General features: G+C 48.7%; 22 protein-coding genes. 6 read left to right on the top strand and 16 right to left on the bottom strand.

What is annotated here, in order from left to right; all coding sequences use genetic code 11:
• Position 1: 1 nt before the first annotated feature.
• From ACO05E_RS11105 to ACO05E_RS11145, 9 genes are all read right to left on the bottom strand, one after another.
• Complete coding sequence (locus tag ACO05E_RS11105) at positions 2–853, bottom strand: PilW family protein (RefSeq protein ID WP_419813000.1); 852 nt, start codon at positions 851–853, stop codon at positions 2–4.
• The gene (locus tag ACO05E_RS11110; protein ID WP_419813001.1) at positions 850–1,449 is read right to left on the bottom strand and encodes a type IV pilus modification PilV family protein; all 600 of its coding nucleotides are present in this window, start codon (positions 1,447–1,449) and stop codon (positions 850–852) included. Before ACO05E_RS11110 ends, ACO05E_RS11105 begins: the two co-directional genes overlap by 4 nt.
• On the bottom strand, positions 1,440–1,892 hold the full coding sequence (locus tag ACO05E_RS11115; RefSeq protein WP_419813002.1) for a pilus assembly FimT family protein: 453 nt from the start codon (positions 1,890–1,892) through the stop codon (positions 1,440–1,442). Before ACO05E_RS11115 ends, ACO05E_RS11110 begins: the two co-directional genes overlap by 10 nt.
• Entirely contained in the window at positions 1,889–4,933 is a 3,045-nt protein-coding gene (locus tag ACO05E_RS11120; RefSeq protein WP_419813003.1) for a hypothetical protein, read from the bottom strand. The genes ACO05E_RS11115 and ACO05E_RS11120 overlap by 4 nt, the downstream gene beginning before the upstream one ends.
• Positions 4,923–5,294, bottom strand: coding sequence for a hypothetical protein (locus ACO05E_RS11125; protein ID WP_419813004.1), 372 nt, complete (start codon positions 5,292–5,294; stop codon positions 4,923–4,925). Before ACO05E_RS11125 ends, ACO05E_RS11120 begins: the two co-directional genes overlap by 11 nt.
• 1 nt (position 5,295) lies before the next feature.
• On the bottom strand, positions 5,296–5,817 hold the full coding sequence (locus tag ACO05E_RS11130) for a hypothetical protein (protein ID WP_419813005.1): 522 nt from the start codon (positions 5,815–5,817) through the stop codon (positions 5,296–5,298).
• A gap of 167 nt (positions 5,818–5,984) precedes the next feature.
• Positions 5,985–6,530 carry a GspH/FimT family pseudopilin gene (locus tag ACO05E_RS11135; RefSeq protein ID WP_419813006.1) on the bottom strand — a complete coding sequence of 182 codons (546 nt, stop codon included), beginning with the start codon at positions 6,528–6,530 and terminating at the stop codon, positions 5,985–5,987.
• A 75-nt stretch (positions 6,531–6,605) separates the two neighbouring features.
• Positions 6,606–7,961, bottom strand: a complete 1,356-nt coding sequence (locus ACO05E_RS11140) for a sigma-54-dependent transcriptional regulator (protein ID WP_419813007.1) — start codon at positions 7,959–7,961, stop codon at positions 6,606–6,608.
• A 36-nt stretch (positions 7,962–7,997) separates the two neighbouring features.
• Positions 7,998–9,533: a sensor histidine kinase gene (locus ACO05E_RS11145; RefSeq protein WP_419813008.1), complete on the bottom strand. Its 1,536-nt coding sequence runs from the start codon at positions 9,531–9,533 to the stop codon at positions 7,998–8,000.
• Positions 9,534–9,629: 96 nt separating this feature from the next.
• Here ACO05E_RS11145 and ACO05E_RS11150 point away from each other — a divergent pair, with 96 nt between their 5' ends.
• Positions 9,630–11,264 (top strand): NAD+ synthase, encoded by a 1,635-nt coding sequence (locus ACO05E_RS11150; RefSeq protein WP_419813009.1) that lies wholly within the window; start codon positions 9,630–9,632, stop codon positions 11,262–11,264.
• Between the two features lie 31 nt (positions 11,265–11,295).
• Here ACO05E_RS11150 and ACO05E_RS11155 read toward each other — a convergent pair whose 3' ends face one another.
• Positions 11,296–11,526, bottom strand: coding sequence for a DUF2798 domain-containing protein (locus tag ACO05E_RS11155; protein ID WP_419813010.1), 231 nt, complete (start codon positions 11,524–11,526; stop codon positions 11,296–11,298).
• Between the two features lie 35 nt (positions 11,527–11,561).
• Positions 11,562–12,422, bottom strand: a complete 861-nt coding sequence (locus ACO05E_RS11160; RefSeq protein ID WP_419813011.1) for an outer membrane protein assembly factor BamD — start codon at positions 12,420–12,422, stop codon at positions 11,562–11,564.
• Positions 12,423–12,515: 93 nt separating this feature from the next.
• Here ACO05E_RS11160 and rluD point away from each other — a divergent pair, with 93 nt between their 5' ends.
• Both rluD and pgeF read left to right on the top strand, forming a co-directional pair.
• Complete coding sequence (gene rluD / locus ACO05E_RS11165) at positions 12,516–13,484, top strand: 23S rRNA pseudouridine(1911/1915/1917) synthase RluD (protein ID WP_419813012.1); 969 nt, start codon at positions 12,516–12,518, stop codon at positions 13,482–13,484.
• Entirely contained in the window at positions 13,471–14,232 is a 762-nt protein-coding gene (gene pgeF / locus ACO05E_RS11170) for a peptidoglycan editing factor PgeF (protein WP_419813013.1), read from the top strand. Before rluD ends, pgeF begins: the two co-directional genes overlap by 14 nt.
• Before the next feature lie 5 nt (positions 14,233–14,237).
• Here pgeF and ACO05E_RS11175 read toward each other — a convergent pair whose 3' ends face one another.
• On the bottom strand, positions 14,238–14,681 hold the full coding sequence (locus ACO05E_RS11175) for a DUF4124 domain-containing protein (RefSeq protein ID WP_419813014.1): 444 nt from the start codon (positions 14,679–14,681) through the stop codon (positions 14,238–14,240).
• Between the two features lie 368 nt (positions 14,682–15,049).
• On the opposite strand from ACO05E_RS11175, the gene ACO05E_RS11180 reads away from it, so the two are divergent.
• On the top strand, positions 15,050–16,774 hold the full coding sequence (locus ACO05E_RS11180) for an acetolactate synthase 3 large subunit (protein WP_419813015.1): 1,725 nt from the start codon (positions 15,050–15,052) through the stop codon (positions 16,772–16,774).
• A gap of 1 nt (position 16,775) precedes the next feature.
• Complete coding sequence (gene ilvN, locus ACO05E_RS11185) at positions 16,776–17,267, top strand: acetolactate synthase small subunit (RefSeq protein WP_419813016.1); 492 nt, start codon at positions 16,776–16,778, stop codon at positions 17,265–17,267.
• Positions 17,268–17,407: 140 nt separating this feature from the next.
• Here the strand turns inward: ilvN and ACO05E_RS11190 are convergent, their stop codons facing one another.
• Both ACO05E_RS11190 and coq7 read right to left on the bottom strand, forming a co-directional pair.
• The gene (locus ACO05E_RS11190) at positions 17,408–17,644 is read right to left on the bottom strand and encodes a hypothetical protein (RefSeq protein WP_419813017.1); all 237 of its coding nucleotides are present in this window, start codon (positions 17,642–17,644) and stop codon (positions 17,408–17,410) included.
• Positions 17,645–17,800: 156 nt separating this feature from the next.
• Entirely contained in the window at positions 17,801–18,442 is a 642-nt protein-coding gene (gene coq7 / locus ACO05E_RS11195) for a 2-polyprenyl-3-methyl-6-methoxy-1,4-benzoquinone monooxygenase (RefSeq protein WP_419813018.1), read from the bottom strand.
• Positions 18,443–18,553: 111 nt separating this feature from the next.
• Between coq7 and ACO05E_RS11200 the strand changes: the two genes are divergently transcribed.
• The gene (locus ACO05E_RS11200; protein WP_419813019.1) at positions 18,554–20,029 is read left to right on the top strand and encodes an AAA family ATPase; all 1,476 of its coding nucleotides are present in this window, start codon (positions 18,554–18,556) and stop codon (positions 20,027–20,029) included.
• Positions 20,030–20,053: 24 nt separating this feature from the next.
• Here the strand turns inward: ACO05E_RS11200 and ACO05E_RS11205 are convergent, their stop codons facing one another.
• Entirely contained in the window at positions 20,054–22,318 is a 2,265-nt protein-coding gene (locus ACO05E_RS11205; protein WP_419813020.1) for a 7TM-DISM domain-containing protein, read from the bottom strand.
• 229 nt (positions 22,319–22,547) lie between these two features.
• A complete protein-coding gene (gene purD, locus ACO05E_RS11210; RefSeq protein ID WP_419813021.1) occupies positions 22,548–23,831 on the bottom strand; it encodes a phosphoribosylamine--glycine ligase in 1,284 nt (427 codons plus the stop codon).
• Positions 23,832–23,836 lie beyond the last annotated feature (5 nt).

The following is a 23,836-nucleotide window of genomic DNA, read 5'->3' on the forward strand; positions in this document are numbered from 1 at the left end:
TCTATTTATCAATATTGGTGGGGAAAACTGCTGTTTGTTGTATGTTTCTAACCACTCTGTCTGAGTAAGTATAAGGCGCTGCGTCCAGTAATATATAACTCCGTTGCAAGACATTTTGTGTCGAGTCATTAAAAGATCGAGTTAGAATGGAAAATTTTAGCCCTGATACACGCTCCCAATTTACGACATTACTGGCGTTACGGTATTCTAACCCAGCAATTGTTGGGGCTGTTTCATTACCATTTGGACGATTGTCTTCGAGATAAAGAGCCTGCATCCCTTCGATCCCATTAGCGATGACCTGAGCAGCACTAAGCTGAATGCCAGTTGTATGGTTATAGGTTGAGCAATATAGTACATCATCAAAGTCATCATCATTAATTGAGTTAATGTTTTGCTCTACCCAAAAAATATCTGCGACAACTGTACCATCTGGTAAGCCAGATAAATCTGTGCCATCACAGGCGCTTGAATAGGTAGCGTCAGAAGCTGATGTGTCGATTGTTCTAAGTGTAACCACCTTATCACCACCAGTAGTGGTTGAATTATCGTCATCAAAAGAACAGTTAGCATTTGGTGCCGGAGGTAGAATATTAGCAGCCGCACATGTGTCAGCGTAAGGTATTTCAAGATTAGTTCCTTCACTGCTGTAGCCACCAATGCGAAATCGCTCCGTTAGCCAGCCAGCAATAAAACGGCCATTCTCGGTAGCCTCTGAGCTGCCTTCACTGTTGATAGCTGCGCGGTTACTACTTGCCATGATATTAATCAAAAATAAGGAGATAACGACACCTAAAGAAAGTGCAATCATCAATTCAATAAGTGATAGCCCGTTCTGATGTTTAATATTCATGGTATAAAAACCGTCGTTAGAGATGCTTTATAAGTGATCGTGCTGTTGTTGCTTGAACCCGTCAGGTTTTCATCCGTGATGTAGACTTTGGTGCCGTCGGCATTTTCGGCTTCTGTACGCGAATCCCACTTCAGTGTGAGTGTGGTTTCATTATTATTTGCGGAGTCCACTACAACAGTTAACTCTGGATTGGCAATAGCGGTAGCAGGGGATGACTTGGTGACATCACTCCCGGCTACGATTGAATTCATATCACACAATGATTCATACAAATCCCAAGTCGCCATCTCTGAGCCATTACAACTTACTGCGTTAACTACACTGTTTCCATTATGATAGGGGGAGCAAACCCGTGTGGGAGCCGAATTGCAGACATTAGCCTGATTTCCATCATAATTAGCTGCTGCTGCTGCATTTAAATGAATGCGATTGGTTAAATCTTCCAGTAACCAGATAGCCTGGGAGCGATTTCCTGAGTCATTAACTGCTCTGTGTGTTTGCACTTGCAAGGTGCTTAATCCAACAATACCAATGATACTGATGGCCAGTGTGACTAAAATCTCAATTAAAGTAATACCTTTCTGATTTAACTGCATGTCGAATCACCTGTGCTGACCTGTCCGAGTGTTGTGGTCATAATTTTATAAACGTTGTTGCCACTACATTTGGGAACTTTTATATCAATTGTAACGGCATTACTTGAGCGTCCATAACGATCAAATTGAATCTGGGGGTGGGTTGATGTAAATACATCTTTCAAGTCATCGAGTAATGTTTCTTTGATAATAACATTGTTGGAATCTCTGATTTGCCAGCCATTATCCCAGTCACCATTAACTGGAAGTATTGTGATTGTTTCATCCAGTGTATCTGCTTTTATTCGAGCGCTACGAATATCCATAGTCAGGCGACTTTTCAGGCTAGCTGCTTGTTTATTGGTTAAATAAGTTGAAAAAGAGGGAACCGCAGTAGCGACTAATATTGCCGCTACTGCAAGTACCACCATTAACTCAATTAAAGTAAACGCCTGTTGTCTCATTGAACTTCCCATCGCAATACACCATAAGGTCTTATTGAATCACCACCGAGGGATTCTCCACCATTCAAGCCACCTTCTTGTGATACTTCAACGGCGCCAGGAATCTGAGCTCCATCTGGTGAAGTTGGTTCTTGAGGCTCTCTGATTACTATCTCAAGCTCATCTTCAATAGAGTTAATGCTTTGATCTTGTGAAGTTAATGTAAAGTTTCCATCAAGTAGTAAGGTAAAGCGACGGGTTTGGCCACCTGATGGACTACACGTTGAAGCATTAGAAGAGCGAGGCTGGAATGATGAAAATGTAATGTTATTATTAAGAGTTATGCCTCGCGCTAAAACCTTTTCTCCGGCATCAGGTAATTCAAAATAAAAACCTTGGCGATTAATCTGGAAGTTGGTAAAACCATCTGCATTTGCAGATACCGTGCTCTTTGCTAAGTCACTGCGGCATACTGTATGAATTTTATAGCTGCCATCAGCTTCATTTTTCTCCAATTGTGTTTTGTCTGATGGGATACAGGTATTAGTGTAATTAATATTATCCCAGGTAACACCAAGGTTCGATTTGGCAAGAAAGTCATACAAGACAAAAAAGTGATTCTGGATGTTTTTACCATTAGGAATGGCACGGTTTCCGGAGCCAATAGCTAGTTGGTATCGTGGTTCATATAACTCTGTTGAGTCCGATAGTGTGATGCCATAATTTACATAGGCGATATCAGGGCGGGAGAAAAAACGAGTAATGCCAGAACTTACCGCCAAATCAGCAATAATGCCTCCTTTGGCAAAGTTGCTCTTTGATGTTGCTTCTGGGTTAAAGTCGAAGCGTAAAATTTTCCCTGCAAGATCGGTCAAATACATTGTATCGTGGAAACCATCGCGATTATCATCGATCAGAGTCGGTCGATTAGGAATAGCATGGTCGAGCTTCAGTACATCAGATGCTTGCCACAGAACAGAGTTGGTTTCTGGATCGATAATATATACATCTTTACCTATAGAGTGAGAGCCTTCCAGAGTTGTACGTGATGTATCAGGCGCTGTGTCATAACCGCCCGAGATAACTAATACATCTTTGCTGCTGCCATTCGCATCTCGCCACTTAATTCTGGCTCGTAATGGTAAAGCCCAAGTCTGGCCTAAGTTTGCAAACTCACCAGCTCCCCCTTGAATATGATCAACCATAACGGGTTTATTTGGATCAGAAATATCGACAACATAATAATCTCTACCACCACGGCGCATTCCTAAGTAGAGATAAGCTTTTTCATTACTATCGACTTTAAGGTTGCCGTTAGTGTCTTTGTGCCATAAGTAAGGTGTCAGGTCGAGGCCATAAATTTTAGATGGTCCTTCGTCATGATAAGCCGCAGCACTGGGTAATAAGTCTCTTGGAATAAATGCGTACCGTTCGCCTGGGTTTTCAAGTGATGGGTTGAATGCGTGCAAAAAACCGGCATTTGTTGTAATAAATAACGTCCGCTCACCGGATGCATAATTAACAACCAGAGGCCTGCTATGTAATGGGTCAGCGATAGCTTTCAATTCATTACCTTCAGAATCTTTGTTTTTCAGGTAATTACTCAAACTGCTCAAGGAACTGCTGCTTTTAAACTCTCTTTGTTTAACGTTAGCGCTATCAAATAAAACAATTGAGCTATTATCTGTACTAGTCGTATAAAGAGTCCGGTCTTTAATTCGACTGGCTATTCCTCCGGCTTCAATATCATTGCCATCAACCTCTTCACTCCAAAAGCTATGTGATTTATCACTAAAGAACCCCGTATTGCTGTCAAAAATCCGCTTTCTAGCTTTATCAATAATAAAGCCACTACTATCACGGGCATAACGTTTTACATTACCCGACCATGCAGCCCCTTTTGTTGGTTTAAAAACAGAGACATATACATCATTACCTACTTCCAGAGTATTATCCGTGCTTACTGCAACCTGTGGTGAAACGAAAGTGCTACCATTTTCTAACACGTTATTAATAGCATCTCCTAATGCGGTTTTTAAACTATTAAAATCATCTCCGGAGCCGAAACTGCCACCCCCTTGTTTTGCCATATTTTCGAGCAGAGTATTCAAATTGCTGTTGAACCCACCAATAGTATTCAAAATTATGTTTTGCTCATTATTAAGAGATGAGCTGTGATCGGTATTATTGATCCAGAAAGCGAGCTTTTGGTGATGTTGGGGGTCGTTTTGGTTATTGATCGCCAATGTGGGGGTGACGCCAGCATTCACAAGGTTGTTGTAATTTGCCAGAATCGTTGCATCTTCATTTGTATCTGCACTGGATTCTCCATCGGTAAAAGCAATAATATGTGGTGCATCGCAGGTTTGTTTAAATGCTGTTTTGTATACACCAGGGGCTGCAAAAGTAGATGGTGTGCTTCTTTCATTAGTAGGCATCGGAATCCAATCAGTGCAAACATCGTTTCTCCAACCTATGCCTGAAATGAACGCAAGTTCTAAGCGAGTACATGTTGCGCCGGATCTAAGGGTAAAACAGCCAGGAAGCCAAATTCTTTGACTGTCACTAAAAACATTTGCGAAGGAGCTACACCCTACTGAAGGATCTGGGAATTTACTGTATAAGCTGGTGTCGCCACGCAGAAAACGCACAGCTTCTGAAATAGATTCTTTCAGTGGAGTACCGCCTGATGTAGGTAAAGCGTTAATCTCATTAATTAGTCTTTGTTGTGTTGTATCGTTATCTAGGGATAAAAATTCAGTTAATAAATAACCGCCATTATTTGAAATTGAGTCAAACCGCATTAACGCAATTTCAAGATCATCGAATTGTGGGTCTGAGATAACATCGCGTGCAACCTCTTGAACGACATCCATTCTTGTTTTACACGGTGAAACACTGCAGTCAGCATTGATTGCCATAGACCCCGATGTATCCATTAAAAACACGGCACGTTTGGTTGCTTCAACGCCGCTATCAAGTGCGGTGTATATATCGGTATCGTCCGCATAAGTATTAAAAGCGATCAGAAGCGCTGCCAATTTTATTAACTTATTCATCATTATTGCCTCCAGATGCTTTTGGTGGTTGAATATCAAAAGGGCCTTCAATATTGCCGAAATTAATGTAATAGACCTTTCCGGTTTCTTCGCCTAGCCCTAAATAGGTTGTCGAATGACTCCGATTTAATAATAGAGTTAAGGCTTGTTTCCTGGTAATTTGATCAGCGTATTCACGCAACTTAATATTTTTAGCATTGATATGCCATTTAGCTTCACACTCAGGGCATAAACGGAACTGAGTTTTCTGTTGCCCAAGAGAGAGTAAATCTTGTCCCGGAATACTATGCCCCATAATGCGCTCAGCGTATGTGTTTATGCTGAAAAAAGCTGAGACTAGTATAATCAATAATTTAGAAGTCATATTAATTATCCTGTGAAGTTGAAGTAGTAAAGCGACGATACGCCATGGCTTGTGTTGAACTTAAGCGGGAGGTTGAGGCTGTGGTGGTATTAATGAAAATCAGGTTAGAGTTGCTAACATGGACAGAGCTACCAGTCTCGGGTTGGCCAGTACTACCTGGTAGTTGCTCAATATGTAATGTATTACTATCGACAGTAATGCCTTTATTTAATGATGGTGGATTAAGAAGCCGTGTTCCATCAGCACCTGAGGTTGGATCCATGGTGATTTTGGCAAGGTCACTGTCAGTGGCGCCAGTTTGACTAGCTGCTCTGTATTGAACTGCTAGCGGATCTAGAGCCCTTACAACCAGACTGCGGTCTTCGATATTGCGGCGAATGCTGATCAGCGGACTGTGTGTGGTTTTAAAGGTTTGCTGCTGCGTCTGCATGTTACTGATCATACGCAGTTGTCCGGATGAGCGTTCCATAACAACAACGGCACCGATGGTAATGGCCGTCAGAATCACCAGGCTGACAATCAAGGCTGACCCTGATTGTTTCCGGGAAGTAATGGGAAGTTTAGAATAATATGTCATTGAGTCACTGACCTCAGATATCTGATTACCTCAGTTGTACCATAAGCCACTGATTCCAAAGTACCAGTACTGCCGGATAAATGGTTTTATCTGGCAGAAATACGGTGCTTGCGCTATTTAGGGCAGGGAATGTCTTGATTTGAGGCGTTTTCAGCGATGTGATTATTGTTGTTGTCTTCCCCTGGGCGAATACGGCCAACCCGGGAGAGAATAAAGGCATATGAAATAGGTGGTGTGGTGCTGGCACAGTATGAAAGCGTTCCGGTTGTGCTGAATCCGGTTGGAAAGTAGATCAGTGCCGAGCGCTGGAAGTTCCGGCTGGCAATTGTCGCCGGGAGTGGTTTGATTCGGGTATGAACCTCTTCGAGCGGATCGAGTTTCTGGTCCCTATTAGTGTCACTGAACAGCGTAAGCTCCTGATTCCATGCTCGTTGGCACGACCCGTTTGTATCCAGCGGGCACAGAACAATGTTCTGTTTTTCCAGAGTTGCTATGTTTCTCGCATAGGACAAAACCCGGCGCAGTTGTTTGATATCGCTACGGGCCTTGGTGTTTTCAATATAGCTGCCAAACGAAGTGGCCGATGTCATTAAGATCCCGACAACTGAGAGCGTCACCAACAACTCAACCAGCGTGAGTGCTTTTATTGAACCTTTCATAAACCATCCTTGGCTATTTTCTGTTCAATATATCCTTGCCTTTACCAGGCGGTCACTCAGCGGATGGTGTGAAATTCAGTCGATGGCCAGCTTCTTACAGCGATAGCGCAGTGCCCGAAAGCTGATTCCGAGTTTTTCGGCCGCCGCAGTTTTATTCCAGCGGGTCGCCTCCAATGCCTGAGTGATTGCCAGGCGCTCGATATTTTCCAGGTAGGCTTCGAGGTTGTTGGTTTCAATCGTTAATTCACCACTGTTGTGGTGCGATTGAGTCATGGATGGACTTTGTTCTGACAGGCTCAGGTCATCAATGCTGATTAGCTCGCCTTCGGCCATGGTAAAGGCGCGTTGCAGTATATTCTCCAGTTCGCGGACATTCCCGGGGAAGCTATATTGTTGCAGCGCATCCGCCGCACGCGGCGATAAATCCACTTCTGGCATGCCCCACTCCTGAGCGTACTTGCGGATAAAATGACGTGTTAACAGCGGGATATCTTCCGGCCGTTCCGCCAGGCGTGGCACACATACCTGAATCACATTTAAGCGGAAGTACAGATCCTGGCGGAAAGCTTCCTGGTCGACCAGCGCCTGAAGGTCTTTGTGGCTGGCAGACACAATGCGTACATCAACGGCATCTTCGTGCTCGCTACCCACGGCACGCACAGCTTTTTCCTGAATCACCCGCAGCAGTTTGGCCTGCATATCCAGTGGCAGCTCGGCAACTTCATCAAGAAATAACGTACCTCCCTGAGCAGCTTTAAAGAAGCCAGCTTTATCTGCGCTGGCACCTGTGAAAGCCCCCTTAATATGGCCAAAAAATTCACTTTCCATCAGGTCTTTTGGGATGGCACCACAGTTAACTGCAATAAACGGCTGATTAGCGCGCACACTCTGGTGGTGAATCAGACGGGCGACCAGCTCTTTACCAGTACCGGACTGGCCATGAATAAATACCGGTGCCTGGGTGCGGGCGACTTTGCGGATTTTATCTTTCAGTTGTGCCATCACTGCCGAGTTGCCCAGCAACCCCTGGCTTGAAGGTACGGAATCGAGATTAGCCGGCACTTTGGTCAGTCGCAGTGCGGCCTGTACCAACTCCCGCAGACGCACAATGTCAATCGGCTTGGCAACTAAGTCAAAGGCTCCGGCTTTTAAAGCATTAACTGCTAAGTCCATGCTGCCAAAGGCGGTAATCATAGCGATGGGCATGTCCGGATATTTGGCATTACACAATTCGATGATTTCCAGCCCGTTGCCATCCGGCAACTTCATATCGGTAATGCAAAAGTGATATGGCCGCTGTTGCAACAAAGCCAATGCTTCGCTGACGCTGCCTGCTTGATAGCATTCCATATCCATGCGTTGCAGGGTCAGGGCAATTAAATCGCGGATATCCGGTTCATCATCAATGATGAGGGCGGTGTATTGGCTCATACCGTTTCTCAAGTCACTACTTCAAATGATTACTGATTATATTGTTGTCTGTTCAGTCGGGCGTTGCGCCTGTATCTGAAAACAAGTGTGCTTTTGTTTTCGAATATACTGGATTGTGGCCTGATTGGCTTCACACAACTCGCGACAAAGATATAACCCCAAGCCGGTTCCATCATGTTCTGTGGTGTGAAACGGTTCAAAAAGATGCTTCTGTTGTGCTTCTGCTACGCCCGCGCCGTTATCAACAATGGCGAGCGTGACCTGGTTGCTGCTGACGTTAGCAACCAGCATCAGGCGAGCATGCTGGGGGTTATGCTGCAGTGCGTGGCGTAGCCCGTTGGCGCACAGGTTATGCAAAATCTGCTGTAGATGATCCGGGTCGAAGGTGATCAGCCAATCATCATCGCATGCCAGCTTGATGCTGAAATGTTTGTCCTGATGTAGGCCGTGGAAGTGCTCAATAAAATGCTGCAACCAAGGGCGGAGCGGTAAATCTTCACGACAGGCCTGAGTACGGCGGGATAACTGTAAAATATCCTCAATGGTGCGATTAATGCGCATGCAGTGCTGCTCAACAATCTGAGTCAGTTTTTGTTCTGGTGCTTGCAGGTAGTCGGTTTCAGCGAGTAATTGCGCCGCTTGGCGTAAAGCACTGAGTGGGTTGCGGATTTCATGAGCAATGCTGGCGGTCAAGCGCCCGAGCGAAGCCAGCTTGATTTGTTGTGCTTCGGCGGCGATACGGCTGTTATCTTCCAGATAGATTAAATAGTCGCCGGATTCGGCACCGTCAATCGCAACCCGGTTGAGTATCAGACTGCTTTGTTGCTGCTGAATGACGGAGTTCGACGGTGCATTTTTTAATACTGCAGGCAAATCTTCTTCTTCGTGCAATTGAAACCATTGTGCGGCCTGCTGATTAAGCAGCAGTACTTTATGATGTCGATCACAGGCAATCACACCGTTTGGTAATCCTAACAGTGCTTTTTTGCTGAAATGCTGCAGGCGGCGAATATGGGTTGCCTGTTTATCGGCCAGTGTCAGTGTGCTTTGCAGTCGTTGCGATAAAGCCTGAGTTAAGGCTGCCAGAGTAAAGAATAAAATCCCCTGCAGACCACTGCTGACAATACTCTGAGTCTCCAGGTCGGCCAGCAAAAACTGCTGGGTATAAAATAATGCCAAACTGCTCCAGGCCGCGACACCAAAGCCGAGTACACCCGGTGCCAGCAAATTAGCAATCACCACCGGAATCAGAATCAGGCTGGCAAAACCCGAGTCACTGCCGCCACTGGCGTACATCATGGCTGATAACAGCACAACTTCGAGGAAGATATAACCAATAGCAATCTGGGGGTTAGGGTTGCGATTAGCGAAGGCAACAAAGGCAGCGGCAACAATGACATACACCGAAACAGTGATCAGTAATGTGGTGGGAGCATGGCCACCAATAATGGCATCAGCATGATCCAGGCCATCAACAACGGTCAGGAATAACGCCAGAAATAATGAATAATGGCTGTAAAGCCGCAGTAAGCGTTGTCCTTTGACCAGAAATTCACTGGAAATCAGTCGCATAGCGTCCTTCTTTGGTTTGCGTCGCACGGGGAATTTCCAGACAATACGCGCCCTGAACGATTTTCTCTAGCGAAACACTCTGTAAGAGCAACGTCTATGACCACACCTGTTACCAAAGCGCCCATGCGTATCACCCTGAGCCAGCTCAACTATGTGGTTGGGGATATATTGGGCAATACTGAGCAAATGATAGCGGCCGCCCACGAGGCCGCCAAACAGGGCAGTGACCTGATTGTTTTCAGTGAGCTTTCGTTAACCGGATACCCGCCGGAAGATTTATTACTACGCCCAAGCTTGCAACTGCGGGTCGAAGCGGCGTTAACAAAAATTGCTGAGTCATCTCATCAGATTGCCATTGCACTGGGTTTTCCATGGCAACAGCAAACGCAGTTGTTTAATTGCGCTGCCATTTATCACGCAGGCCAATGTTTGGGCCGTTATGCCAAGCAGTGCTTGCCGAATTATCAGGTATTCGACGAGAAGCGTTATTTCTCCGCCGGTGATCAACCGTGTGTAATCGAACTCAAAGGGCACAAGCTCGGCCTGACGGTGTGTGAAGATGTCTGGCATCCTGGCCCGGCAGAGCAAAGTGTCGAGGCCGGTGCGGAAATGATTCTGAACCTGAATGCATCACCCTTCCATGTGGATAAACAACAACAACGTATTGAGCTGATTCGCCAGCATGTGCAGCAGCTTAATGTACCGCTGCTGTATGTGAATCAGGTGGGCGGTCAGGATGAGCTGGTGTTTGATGGCCGTTCATTTGCGATGTCGGCCAGCGGTGAGTTAATCACTCAGTTGCCGGCTTATGAGTCAGCAGCGACCGAAGTGTTATGGGATGCTCAGCAACTGTCTGCTCAAGCGGTATCTGCAAGTGATAATGCCGGGCTCGCTTCTTTGTACCAGGCGTTGGTGCTGGGGGTGCGTGACTATGTGAATAAAAACGGCTTTAAAGGCATCGTGCTGGGGTTATCTGGTGGTATCGATTCGGCATTAACATTGGCGATTGCCGCTGATGCCATCGGCAAAGACCGCGTTAAAGCCATTATGATGCCGTTTGCTTATACCTCGGGCATGAGTAAAGAAGATGCCGCCGAGCAGGCCGAACGCATGGGTGTTGCCTATGAGTCGGTTTCGATTGAGCCGATGTACAACACCTTTATTGAAGCGCTGGCACCGCAGTTTGAAGGACTGCCGCGGGATACCACCGAAGAAAACCTGCAGGCTCGTTGCCGCGGAGTACTGCTGATGGCAGTGTCGAATAAAACGGGTTATATGGTGCTGACCACCGGTAATAAAAGTGAGATGGCGGTGGGCTATGCCACCCTGTATGGCGATATGGTGGGTGGCTACAGTGCCTTAAAAGATGTGTACAAAACCACGGTGTTCCAGTTAGCTGAATACCGCAACACGCTGGGCTATGTGATTCCGCAGCGTGTGATTGACCGGCCACCTTCCGCTGAATTGGCTCCCGATCAGAAAGATGAAGACAGCCTGCCACCTTATGAGGTGTTGGATGCCATTCTTGAACGTTATATCGAGCAGGATATGAGCGCCGATCGCATTATGGCAGACGGTTTTGCCCGTGAAGATGTTTTGCGTGTATTACGGCTGGTGGATGTGAACGAGTACAAACGCCGTCAGGCACCGATTGGTGTTCGTATCACTCAGCGTGGTTTTGGTCGTGACCGTCGTTATCCGGTGACCAATGGCTGGAAGGCGGGGGTTTAATATTCAGAGATCAATTCCTGGCTGAATGTTTTCAGCCGGGAGGATTAGTCAGCTTCTCAGCGACTTTAGTAACCTTATCCTTTAGTGAATACAAAGACACAAAGGCCACTGGCCAGGCAATCACATAGCTGGAAAGCCAGCGTTGCGGTGTTCCTGCATCCAGGCCTGTATTAATGATCACCACCACGGCTGAAACGATACCAGCCATGGTTCCCGACATTAATAAGGCAAAAATAATCGGGGTGTGCTTGGGTTTGAGCATGTTACATCTTACTTCTGGTTTGAGATGCAAAAAGCTTAGTCAAACAAACCAAAACTCACCACATTCAGCAACGAACGACGATCCACTTCGGTCAGGCCACTGCTGACAAATTCTCCATCCTGCAATTGAGGATGTTGCGGGAAGTTCAGCTCCAGTAACGCCAGCGCTTTATTAGATTCCAATGGCAGTTCCAGCAGCTGATACGCTTCCACTTGCAGTGCCAAAGCATCGGCGACGGACGACGTTCGCTGGAAGTTCATCACAATACGTTGGGCACGATTGGCCGCGGCAACGTAGGCGTGACGCTTCATATAATATTGCGCAACCCCAAGCTCATAAGATGCCATGCGATCATTCAGGAACACCATACGGGCGCGGGCATCAGCGTTATAAGGGCTGTCCGGGAAGCGGGTTAATAATTCAGAAAAGTAATTAAACGAATCCTGTAATGGTTGCTGATCACGTCGTGACTGACTGTCGGAGAAGTAACGTTCAACAAACGCGAAACCGAGATCATAGGTGGCTAAACCGCGCATGTAATACGCATAATCCACCTGAGAATGGAGCGGGTGCAAACGGATAAAGCGCTCACTGGAGGCTAGTACACCTTCCATATCACCGGTTTGATACTGAGCGTAAATCAGCTCCAGTTGTGCTTGCTCGGCGTATTGACCAAAAGGATAACGCGACTCCAGTTCACGCAAACGTTCTACCGCAACCAAATAGTTATTATTCTCCAGTGCTTCGGAAGCCTGTTGATAATACTCACGCTCAGTTTGCTCCTGAGTTTTCTCAGGTTGGCTGGAGCAGGCGGCTAATAAAACAAAAAGACCAACAACAAATGACCGGCGGCCGACTGAAAACATTCCAAACGGCGAAATGGCGGGTAACTTCATGGAGACTGTTCCTGATTACCGATATACTGAACGACTAAACCCCGTATTAAAGCACAGTCGTCACGCACCCCCAATCATTACCTTCCGAGTCTTATGTCCAATCAGATTAATCAAACCGCCGAAGTCCCCCACGAACTGGGTAATAAACGCCTGGATCAGGTGGCTGCCCAGTTATTCCCGGATTTTTCCCGTTCCCGTTTGCAGCAATGGATCAAAGGCGGTCAGCTGACGGTGGATGGTGATGTCTGGCGCGGCCGTGACAAACTGATTGGTGGTGAAACACTGGCTCTGGTGACTGAACTGGAAGCCGAAGGTGACTGGCAGCCGGAAGATATCCCGCTGGATATCATTTACGAAGACGATCATATTCTGGTGATTAATAAACCGGCGGGGCTGGTGGTTCACCCGGCCGCTGGCAATCACACCGGCACCCTGTTAAATGCCTTGTTGCACCACGACCCAGAGCTGGCCAATATCCCACGGGCCGGAATTGTGCATCGCCTCGATAAAGACACCACAGGCTTGATGGTGGTGGCAAAAACCCTGCAAGCTCAGGCGCATCTGGTTGCCCAGTTACAGGATCGCAGCATGGGACGTGAGTATGAAGCGGTGGTACAGGGAGTGATGACCGGTGGTGGCACGGTTGATCAACCGATTGGTCGTCATGGCACACAACGCACCAAGATGGCAGTGAATCCGCTGGGTAAAGATGCCATTACGCATTATCGGGTGTTGCATAAATTCCCGACCCATACCTACATTCGCTGTAAGCTGGAAACCGGTCGTACTCACCAGATCCGGGTGCATATGGCACACATCGCACACCCGTTGGTGGGTGATGCGGCTTATGCCGGGCGTACCCGGTTAACCAAAGGCATCACGCCTGAGCTGCGCCATACCCTGCAGCAGTTTACGCGTCAGGCACTGCACGCGCGCCAATTAGGATTAATTCATCCGGCCAGCGAAGAATACTGCGAGTGGGAAGTGGAGTTACCGGAAGACTTTGAACAACTGCTGGACGCGCTGGCTTTTGATGAAGAAGAGCAGAATGTCGACTTCTGAGGCTGCTGCCGGTTTTACACCGGACTGGCCGCTTCCACCTGGTGTCTCTGCGTGGATTACCACACGTAACGGCGGTTGCTCTGAAATGCCTTACAGCAGTAATAATCTGGCGCTCCATGTCGGAGATAATCAGGCCTCTGTTGAACAAAACCGCCAGCAGTTATTGCAGCAACTGGCAGGAGCACAGACGATCCAGTGGCTTAATCAGACTCACAGTGATCGGGTGATCAAAGCAGACGACAATGCTCTACAAACACCACAACAACAAGCACCACAGCAAACACCGGAGGCTGATGCCTGCTTTACCCGTGAGCCCGGTCTTGTTTGCAGTGTGATGACGGCGGATTGTTTGCCGGTTCTGATAGCGGCTAAGGATGGATCTCAGGTGGCTGCGGTACATGCTGGTTGGCGAGGACTGGCGGCCGGTATTGTGCAGAATACGCTGGCGCAGTTTACAGCGGATGTGACGGTATATCTGGGTCCGGCGATTGGCCCGCAGCAATTTGAAGTTGGCCCTGATGTGCGGCAAGCGTTTGCCTGGGCTTCAGATGACTGTTTTCAGCCGGGGCGTGGTGATCGGCTGATGGCGAATATTTATCAGCTGGCGCGTGAAACTCTGATGTCAGCGGGTGTGAATGAAATTTACGGTGGCGAGTATTGCACGGTCACCGACGCCGAAACTTTTTATTCGTATCGGCGTGAAGGTCAGACCGGCCGTATGGCCAGCCTGATCTGGATAAACAAGTAGCCAAATTATTTACAGTAGTCGGCAATGGATTTGTCAGCACGTTGATTCCAACTGGCGCGTTCTGCATCGGTTAGCGGTCGGTAAGAGCCATCATCCTGCTTAAAGCGGCGGTTAAAGTTAGCGGCTATCTTGGCTTTGATATCCCGGGCCTGAGCACAATATTCGGCCGCTTTTTCTTTGCTGACAGTACTCTTAATCTCTTGCTTTTCAGCTTCCAGTGTTTGTTGCTCTTTGCGGGTAACGTCAGCAGAGATGGCAGGCGTCTTTTTTGGCGGAGGTGTTACCTTATCAACCCGCAAATTGTACTGATCCTGATTCAGCCCGCGTGGCGGTTGTGAACTGAAATGCACCTGGCCGTTTTCATCGGTCCATTTATAGACTTTCCCCGCCTGACTTAACAACGGTGTCAGTATGCCGACAAGCAACAGAACGACAGAAAGAATTCGCATAGTAACCTCAGGGAAAAACAGTTGTTAAAACCGATTAGAAAAAGCCCTTCAAACGTTATTTAAACCTTATGATTTGTCAAGGTTTTCTGCGGTTTTTGCGGTGGACAATGCTGGCGGTAATGCTAGAATTAGCGCGCTTTTGCTGACGTTGCTGTTACCAGCACCCCGGACACACAATGACAGCTTCTGGAGCGGCTATCCTCCGCCCAGTTCAGCCTCGACGTCTTCGACCAGGCAACGAGTTACTGATGAACAATTAAAAGTTGCGCATCCAGCCTGAGCGAGCCTCAGTTGTGTAAGGCTCAATATCGCACAGTTAAAATTTTTACCCACGCTCTTTTTAGAGCTTGTGAATGAGGATAAGTACGGTGGAATTACTTTCCGGCGGAGATATGTTAGTTCGCGCGCTGCATGAGTCAGGCGTTGAATACATTTATGGTTACCCGGGTGGCTCTCTGCTACACGTGTACGATGCAGTCTACAAACAAAGCGCCGTTAAACACGTACTGGTCCGACACGAGCAAGCCGCTGCTCATATGGCTGATGGTTATGCCCGTGCGACCGGCAAACCAGGTGTTGTAATGGTGACCTCTGGTCCTGGCGCAACCAACACCATTACCGGTATTGCAACTGCTTTTACCGATTCGATTCCTATGGTCATCATTTCTGGTCAGGTGATGAGTCATCTGGTGGGCGACGACGCCTTCCAGGAAACAGACATGCTGGGCATTTCCCGCCCGGTAGTTAAACACAGCTTTGCGGTACGTCGTCCGGAAGACATTCCTGAGATTGTTGCCAAAGCGTTTCATATTGCCAGCACGGGTCGTCCTGGCCCGGTTCTGATCGATATTCCGAAAGACATGACCATGCCGAACGAACGGTATGAGTATGCGTATCCGAAGAAGATCAAGCTGCGTTCTTACACGCCGCCACAACGTGGTCATGCGGGTCAGATTAAAAAAGCCGTTGAGCTGCTGGTTAAGGCCAAGCGTCCGGTTATTTATGCCGGTGGTGGTGTGATCATTGATGGCAGCTCCGATAAATTGCGTACTCTGGTTGATCGCCTGAACTTCCCGTGCACCAATACTCTGATGGGCCTGGGTGCGTATCCGGGTACTGGCGAGCGTTTCCTCGGTATGCTGGGTATGCATGGTACGTACGAAGCTAATATGGCGATGCACCATGCGGATGTGATCCTGGCAGTTGGCGCACGTTTTGACGACCGTGTAACCAATGCAACCAACAAGTTCTGCCCGGAAGCGACCATTGTTCATATCGACATTGATCCGTCTTCCATCTCCAAAACCATCAACGCACACGTGCCGATTGTTGGCCCGGTAGGCAGCGTACTGGACGAGATGCTGGCACTGCTGGATGAAAGTGAAGAAACGCCGGATGAGGCGGCACTGGAATCCTGGTGGACACAAGTGAACGAATGGCGTCAGCGTCATGGTATGCGTTATGAGAAAAACGATAACGGCCTGATGAAGCCTCAGGAAGTGATCGAAGCCATGTGGGAAGCCACCAAAGGTGATGCCTATGTGACTTCTGATGTGGGTCAGCACCAGATGTTTGCCGCTCAGTATTACAAGTTTGATAAGCCAAATCGCTGGATTAACTCCGGTGGTCTGGGAACCATGGGTTTTGGTTTCCCGGCGGCGATGGGCATCAAGCTGAACTTCCAGGATGAAATGGTTGTTTGTGTGACGGGTGAAGGTTCTATTCAGATGAACATTCAGGAACTGTCGACCTGTTTACAGTACGGCATTCCGGTGAAAATTCTGTGTCTGAACAACGGCTCTCTGGGCATGGTACGTCAGTGGCAGGATATGAACTACGAAGGTCGTCACTCCCATTCTTATATGGAGTCTCTGCCTGACTTTGTGAAGCTGGCTGAGTCTTATGGTCATGTGGGCATTCAGGTGAAAACCCGTGATGAACTGCCACAGGCGCTGGAAGATACATTTGGTAAATACAAAAACCGTCTTGTGTTCCTTGACGTTGCTGTTGATGAAACGGAACACGTTTACCCAATGCAGGTACCAACTGGTTCCATGCGTGATATGTGGCTGACCAAGACGGAGCGTACCTGATATGAGACATATTATTTCTATCCTGCTGGAAAACGAACCCGGCGCTCTGGCGCGTGTTGTTGGTTTATTTGCCCAGCGTGGTTACAACATCGAAACCTTAACAGTGGCTCCAACGGAAGACGAAACCCTGTCTCGTCTGACCATGACCACGGTGGGTGATGACAGCAAGATTGAGCAAATCACCAAGCAGCTGAATAAGCTGATTGAAGTGGTGAAGCTGGTGGATCTGTCTGAAGGCGCTCATATCGAACGTGAACTGATGCTGGTTAAGGTTAAGGCGGTGGGTGCTCAGCGCGCTGAGATTAAGCGCACCGCGGATATCTTCCGTGGTCAGATTGTGGATGTCACCGCGAATGTTTATACCATTCAGCTGACAGGCACCAGTGACAAGCTGGAAGCCTTTATCGAAACACTGGGTACTGGCTCAGTGTTAGAAACGGTTCGTACTGGTGTTTCCGGTATTTCCCGTGGTGAGAAGGTATTAAGTCTCTAATTTCTGAGGCTTAAATTTGAGATATAAAAAGCCCGGTTACTTTTCAGCCGCCGCGTCGAAGCCACGTCCCTGTGATCACGACGCTTACGCAACATCCTGTTGCTGCTTTGAAAAGTAACCGGGCTTTTTGTTGATAAATATCACGATTCATCCCGCTCCAGAAACGCCAATGACATAAACCCGGCAAACGCTGAAATCAGTACCACGGCTGGGGTGGTGCCAATACTGAGCATCAGTAGCCCGGCGATAATCCAGCCACTTTTCACCTGCTCCAGACGCTTACGGTAGAGGCTTGTCTCAGTCCACAGGAAATCCGGATGATCGTCCGGTAAATTATAAAAACGGCGAATGCGGTTAATTAAATTGGGTTTATCCACAGCCCATTCCTCTCTCAGGCAGTACCTGATATAGCTTATGAAGAAATGGGCGAATTCGCCGGGTTAACTCTGAATCTGTCTATTCAGAGCTGGCGTTAGAATCTGAAGGTCTGAACTGCTTTAGTGCAGCGTATAAAAAGTGCAGTCCAGAAAAAACTAAACCCGGTAGGTGGACTTGGTCATCACTTTAGCCATGCCCGACATGGCTAAACGAACCGGCAGCGGGAACTGATAACCACCGGCGTCCAGTGCGGCGCTCGCATGTCTGGCTTCATCATCGAGCATCTGTAATAACACCGCTTTGCTCTTGTCATCCTGAGTCGGCAGGCTGCTTAAGTGTTCGGTCAGGTGTTTGCAAACCTGCTGTTCTGTCGCTGCAACAAACCCCAGGCTGACCTTATCACTCACCTTGCCAGCAGCGGCGCCAATGCCAAAAGATAAGCCGTAAAACAACGGGTTCAGATAACTGGTATGACCGCCCAGCTCGTTAATGCGCTGTTCACACCACACCAGATGATCCACTTCTTCACGGGCGGCTTCTTCCATGGATTCCCGCACTTGCGGCAGCTTGGCCGTCAGTGCCTGCCCCTGATACAAGGCCTGGGCGCAGACTTCACCGGTATGGTTAATACGCATTAAGCCGGCGGCGTGCTTTTTATCGTCTTCCGAGAGTTCACTGTAATCACGGGATTGTGCCGGGGAAGGGCGTTCCTCATTGGCGGCACCGGGAATCAGGGTGCGCAGAGCCTGGTCGGCATTGTGAATCAGTTTATCGAACAACGAATAATGACGAGTCATAGCAGTCTCTTCTGGAAGTGAGAGGGTAATTTTAAGGCAAATGTGCCATGACTGATACCTTCGCTCAGATATTGATATAGTGTTCTCATCAATATGGAAATGGAAACTACCATGCAGGATTTACACGATTTAGGCCTGATGCTGGATCGCAACACCCCCTTGTTACTGATCGAATCCCACGAAGAAGCCCGTGTTCTTGAGTTGTTGACCCGGATCGCGGTGAAACGTGGTCTGGCATTACAGCAGTGGACCGTGAGCGATGGCCTGCGACGGCTGGGTTTTGGCGAAGAAGTTAGCGGCGACGAGACGTTTCAGCCTGTGGATGCGTTAAAACGCATCAAGGCCCGGGATCAGGGCGGCTTGTTTGTCTTGTGTGATTTACACCCGTATCTCGAAGATCCGCTCACTGTTCGCCTGATCAAAGACATCGCGCTACAGCACGAGCGTTTGGGGAAGACGCTGGTGTTGCTCAGCCACCGGATTGACGCCCCGGCAGAAGTACAACGCTTATCCATGCGCTTTGATTTACAGCTCCCGGATGAAGGTCAGCTGTTATCTCTGGTGAAAGAAGAGGCGCAGCGTTACGCCAAACACAGTGGTCGTAAGGTTAAAACCGATTCTGCCACTTTGCAGCAGATCGTCAGTAACCTGCGGGGTTTAACCTTCTCTGATGCACAGCGTCTGGTACGTGGTGCCATCGTTGATGACGGTGCGTTAACTCAGGACGATGTACCGGAAGTCAGTAAAGCCAAAATGGCATTGCTGGATATGGAAGGGGTGATGAGTTTTGAATACGACACTGCCCGTTTTGGTGATGTGGCTGGCCTGGAAAATATGAAAACCTGGCTGGAAGCACGGCGCAGTGCTTTTTTGCAGTCGGGTGATTCAATGCGACCAAGGGGCATGATGTTATTTGGCGTGCAGGGCAGTGGTAAAAGCCTGGCGGCCAAAGCTGTTGCTGGCTCGTGGGGTGTTCCGTTATTACGGCTGGACTTTGGTGCTTTGTATAACAAGTTTTTTGGTGAGACCGAGCGTAACCTGCGTGAATCCCTGAAGCTGGCAGAAACGATGTCACCGTGTGTGGTGTGGATGGATGAGGTTGAAAAAGGCCTGGGTCAGGACAGTAACGATGCCGGAGTCAGTCAGCGACTGTTAGGCACCTTATTAACCTGGATGGCGGAACATCAGGAGCAGGTGTTTGTGGTAGCGACTGCCAATAATATTCATGCCTTGCCGCCGGAGCTAATGCGTAAAGGTCGGTTGGATGAATTATTCTTTGTTGACTTGCCCGGAGTTGCAGTGCGGGAAGCGATTCTGCGCTTACATATGGAAAAACGTGGGTTAGATACCGAGCGTTTTGACCTGACCCTGCTGGCCCAGATCAGTGACGGATTCTCCGGCGCAGAGCTGGAGCAGGTGGTGGTATCAGCCTGGCATTCGGTGCGCAGCCTGGGAGATCACGAGGTGATTAATACCGAAATGCTGATGACCGAAATACAGCGCACGCAGCCGTTATCGGTCACCATGGCTGAGCAGCTGGGTAGCTTGCGTCAGTGGGCACAAGGGCGCGCGGTGATGGCGGATTAGCGCACGCCACTCCTCACTCCTCAGTCAGCGCAAGCTCAGCAGCGCCTGACGCAGCTGTTCCGGGTCTGCCGGTTTCGATAATAAGGTTTCGATGCCTGCTTCGAGTGCTTCTTCCCGCACATGACTGATGCTCATACCGGTCAGCATCAGGCGGGCGGGTTTCTGTTGGATATCCTTATCACTGGTAATGCGCTCAGAGAGCTGCAAACCGTTCATTAATGGCATATCGTGATCAATGATGATGTAGTCAAACGGCTCTTTAAGGGTCGCTTGATTGCGCATCATGGCTAGTGCCTCTTTACCGCTGTACGTACTGTCAGTGCGCATGCCCCAGCGTTTTACCTGTTTATCAATCACGTTACGCACTGAGGCGTTATCATCAACAATCAGAATGCGTTTGCCAATGAGGCTGTCATCATGTTGTTGTGGTTCGGTACTCTGGTCGGCTTCCAATGGTAAGTAAAGCGCCAGCGACGCTCCGTGTAAGGCAAAGCTTTCGATCTCCAGATTGCCGCGCATGGTCTTCAGTACATGGCGTAACACCAGCATATCCCAGAGTTTATCGTAATTGCGGGGCAGCAGATTTTGCTGGTGTTGCAAAATCATCAGCGTCTGCTTTAACTCTTCCGGACGGGTAATGTGACCAGTGACCCGTAACTGAATAGATAATCCGCCGGTACTGGGGGTTTGATAAGCTTTACAGATCAACGCCAGTTCACCCTGTTCGGTATACGCCATCAGCTTATTGATGAGAGTGTGCAGCAGAGATTGCAGATGAACTTTATCGGCCAGTACCCGCTGGGGGGTCTGATCGTCTACATCCACCAATAATTCAATCTGTTTACGTACCGCTTCCTGCTGAAAGTGCTGGATAGTTTGGTTCAGCAGCCCTAACACTTCGACGGGTTGATATTCCAGCTCCAGCTGATTGCTGCGTACTTTACCCAGGTCCGAAACCTGATTGACCACGTGCAGCATATCGCGTCCGGCCTGACTGACGGTATCAAGAAAATCGCGCTGATTATTACTCAGTGGTGTGTCGGCTAATAACTCACCCATACCAATTACACCGTTAATGGGTGAGCGCAGTTCATGACTGATGTGTGACAACATTTTGGAGCTGATTGCGAGGTTTTGCTCCGGCGCAACATTGGGTTGGGAGCGACGTCCGGAAGCGCTGGCAACAGCCAACAGCAGCCCTGTGATTAAAAAACCAGGCAGTAGCAGCATGGCCCATTCGGCAATAAACTCCAGCGCCAGGAAGTTTGCGACGGTCATTAAGGTCATCAGTAACACCAGACCGTACGTCAGGGTGCCATAAGCAATCCAGCGTTGTGCTTTGGGGTGCTGACTGGCGGTTGAAAACAATAAGGCACAGATCAGAATGCTGATCAGCAAGTAGCTGCTAGACAGCACTAATTTGAGGCCAACATCGACGGTGGCAACAAACCCTAAAGCAATCAGCGAGTAGGCTGCGATAGAAGCCAGTAATGCACGACGAATCCCGGGGTTATTCCAGCCTAATGCGTAAATAACGCCGATATAAGACATCACTCCCAAATTAGCAAACAGATAACCCAGCGTATCTAGGTGTTGTGGCGGCACATCAAACAACACATCCGCCAGGCCTGACCAGGTTGGCAGATAGATTAGCAGGCAGGTGGTATAAGACGCGGCAAAGGCGGCCATCAAAACGCCATGCTGATAATAGGCGGTTACAAAGTACAGCAGGCTGGCGATGATAAACCCCAGTGTCAGACCCTGAACAATAAAGTCCCATTGCTCGTTGAAGACAAAACTATCCAGGCTGGACAGCTTCAGGCTGGTATTCACATTGTTATTGGAGTGAATACGGATTAAATAGCTCTCGGTGGTGGCCGCTGGCACTTCCAGTAAAAATGGATCGGCCTGTAAATACCCGCCCATCTGATAACGTCGGTTATGGGCTTCGGGTTGGTTGCGGTTACTGATGTTGTAGAGGTCAACACTTTTGAGTGTCGGGTTGGTTAAATTTAAAATTGCCAGCCGGGTATTATCCGACAAGTTGGTAATGCTGATATGCAGCCAATACGCAGATTGTGTGATGCCAAACTTGAGTTTATCTGAGTGGCTGGGCGTGAAGCGCAGAGGCTGTTCTCTGCTCAGCAGGTCGGTAATGGTCAGCTCAGCGCTGCTGTCTTCATAAACCGAGACGTAAGGGGTAACAACAAAGTCAAAAGATTCATTAGGGATCAGTAGTGGGTTGGTGGATGCCGATGTCAATGTTGCCTGAAAGATCAGTGCCAGCAACAGGCTGCTCGTTGTTAGTCTGGCTGGTAGTAATCTGTATAACTCAATAAAGCGCTTGCTGATGTGGCATACAAGGTGGTTGAAAGCATACCGCTTCATCCATGAATCTCCCCAAATTTCCATGACCCAAACAAGTCAAAAACGATCATCAAAAAACAAAACAAGCAGCAGAGCCATCGCTTTGCTGCTTATCTTCAAATGCAGAAGTTAGCGGATAGCTCCGGCAGGCTTACTTCTGCTCGCGGGCAATCGCACGGTAGCCGATGTCTTTACGGTAGAAGACGTCTTTCCAGTCGATTTGTGTCGCCAGCTCATACGCTTGCTGCTGAGCGTCACTGACACTGTTCCCCAGTGCTGTGGCACATAATACACGGCCACCGGCGGTAACAACATCATCGCCATCCAGTTTTGTACCGGCATGGAACACTTTACGGTCAGCGCCATCATTGGTTGGCAGGCTGATCGCATCGCCTTTGTTGTAGCTGGCCGGGTAACCGCCCGCTGCCAGTACCACACCCATGGATGCCCGAGGGTCCCATTGCGTGGTTTCCTGATCCAGTTTGCCTTCCAGTGCTGCTAAGCAGTGAGCCACCATATCTGATTGCATACGCATCATGATTGGTTGAGTTTCCGGGTCACCGAAGCGGCAGTTGTACTCAATCACTTTGGGTGCGCCGGATTCATTGATCATCAGGCCTGCGTACAGGAAGCCAGTGTAATCGTTGCCTTCTGCAGCCATACCGTCCACGGTTGGGCGAATCACTTCGGCCATGATGCGGTCGTGGATTTCTGGCGTTACGACAGGCGCAGGAGAATAAGCACCCATACCGCCTGTGTTCGGGCCAGTATCGCCGTCACCGACACGTTTGTGATCTTGGCTGGTGGCCATTGGCAGGATGTTTTTGCCATCCACCATCACGATGAAAGAGGCTTCTTCACCGGTCAGGAATTCTTCGATTACCACACGACAACCGGCATCACCAAACGCGTTACCCGACAGCATGTCTTTGACGGCTTCTTCGGCTTGCTCCAGCGTCTCGGCAACAATCACACCTTTACCCGCAGCCAGACCGTCGGCCTTAACCACAATTGGAGCACCTTTTTCTTGCAGATAAGCCAGGGCTGGCTCCACTTCGGTGAAGTTCTGGTAATCGGCCGTTGGTATGTTCTGACGTGCCAGGAAATCTTTAGTGAAGGCTTTTGAGCCTTCCAGTTGCGCTGCACCTTTGCTTGGGCCAAAAGCTTTCAGGCCAGCTGCGGCAAACTGATCCACCAGACCGTCGACTAACGGTGCTTCCGGGCCAACGATGGTCAGGCCAATGTCATTGGCTTTGGCGAACGCTTCCAGTTCATCAAATGCCATCACGTCGATGGCGACGTTTTCCATGTTGTCTTCGCGGGCAGTACCGGCGTTACCGGGTGCAACGAATACTTTTTCAACCAGTGGAGATTGCAATGCTTTCCAAGCTAATGCATGTTCGCGGCCACCTGAACCAATTACCAGAACCTTCATTTCAT

Origin of the sequence: Bacterioplanoides sp. (genome assembly GCF_965226395.1) — a bacterium.
Classification (GTDB): domain Bacteria; phylum Pseudomonadota; class Gammaproteobacteria; order Pseudomonadales; family Oceanobacteraceae; genus Bacterioplanoides.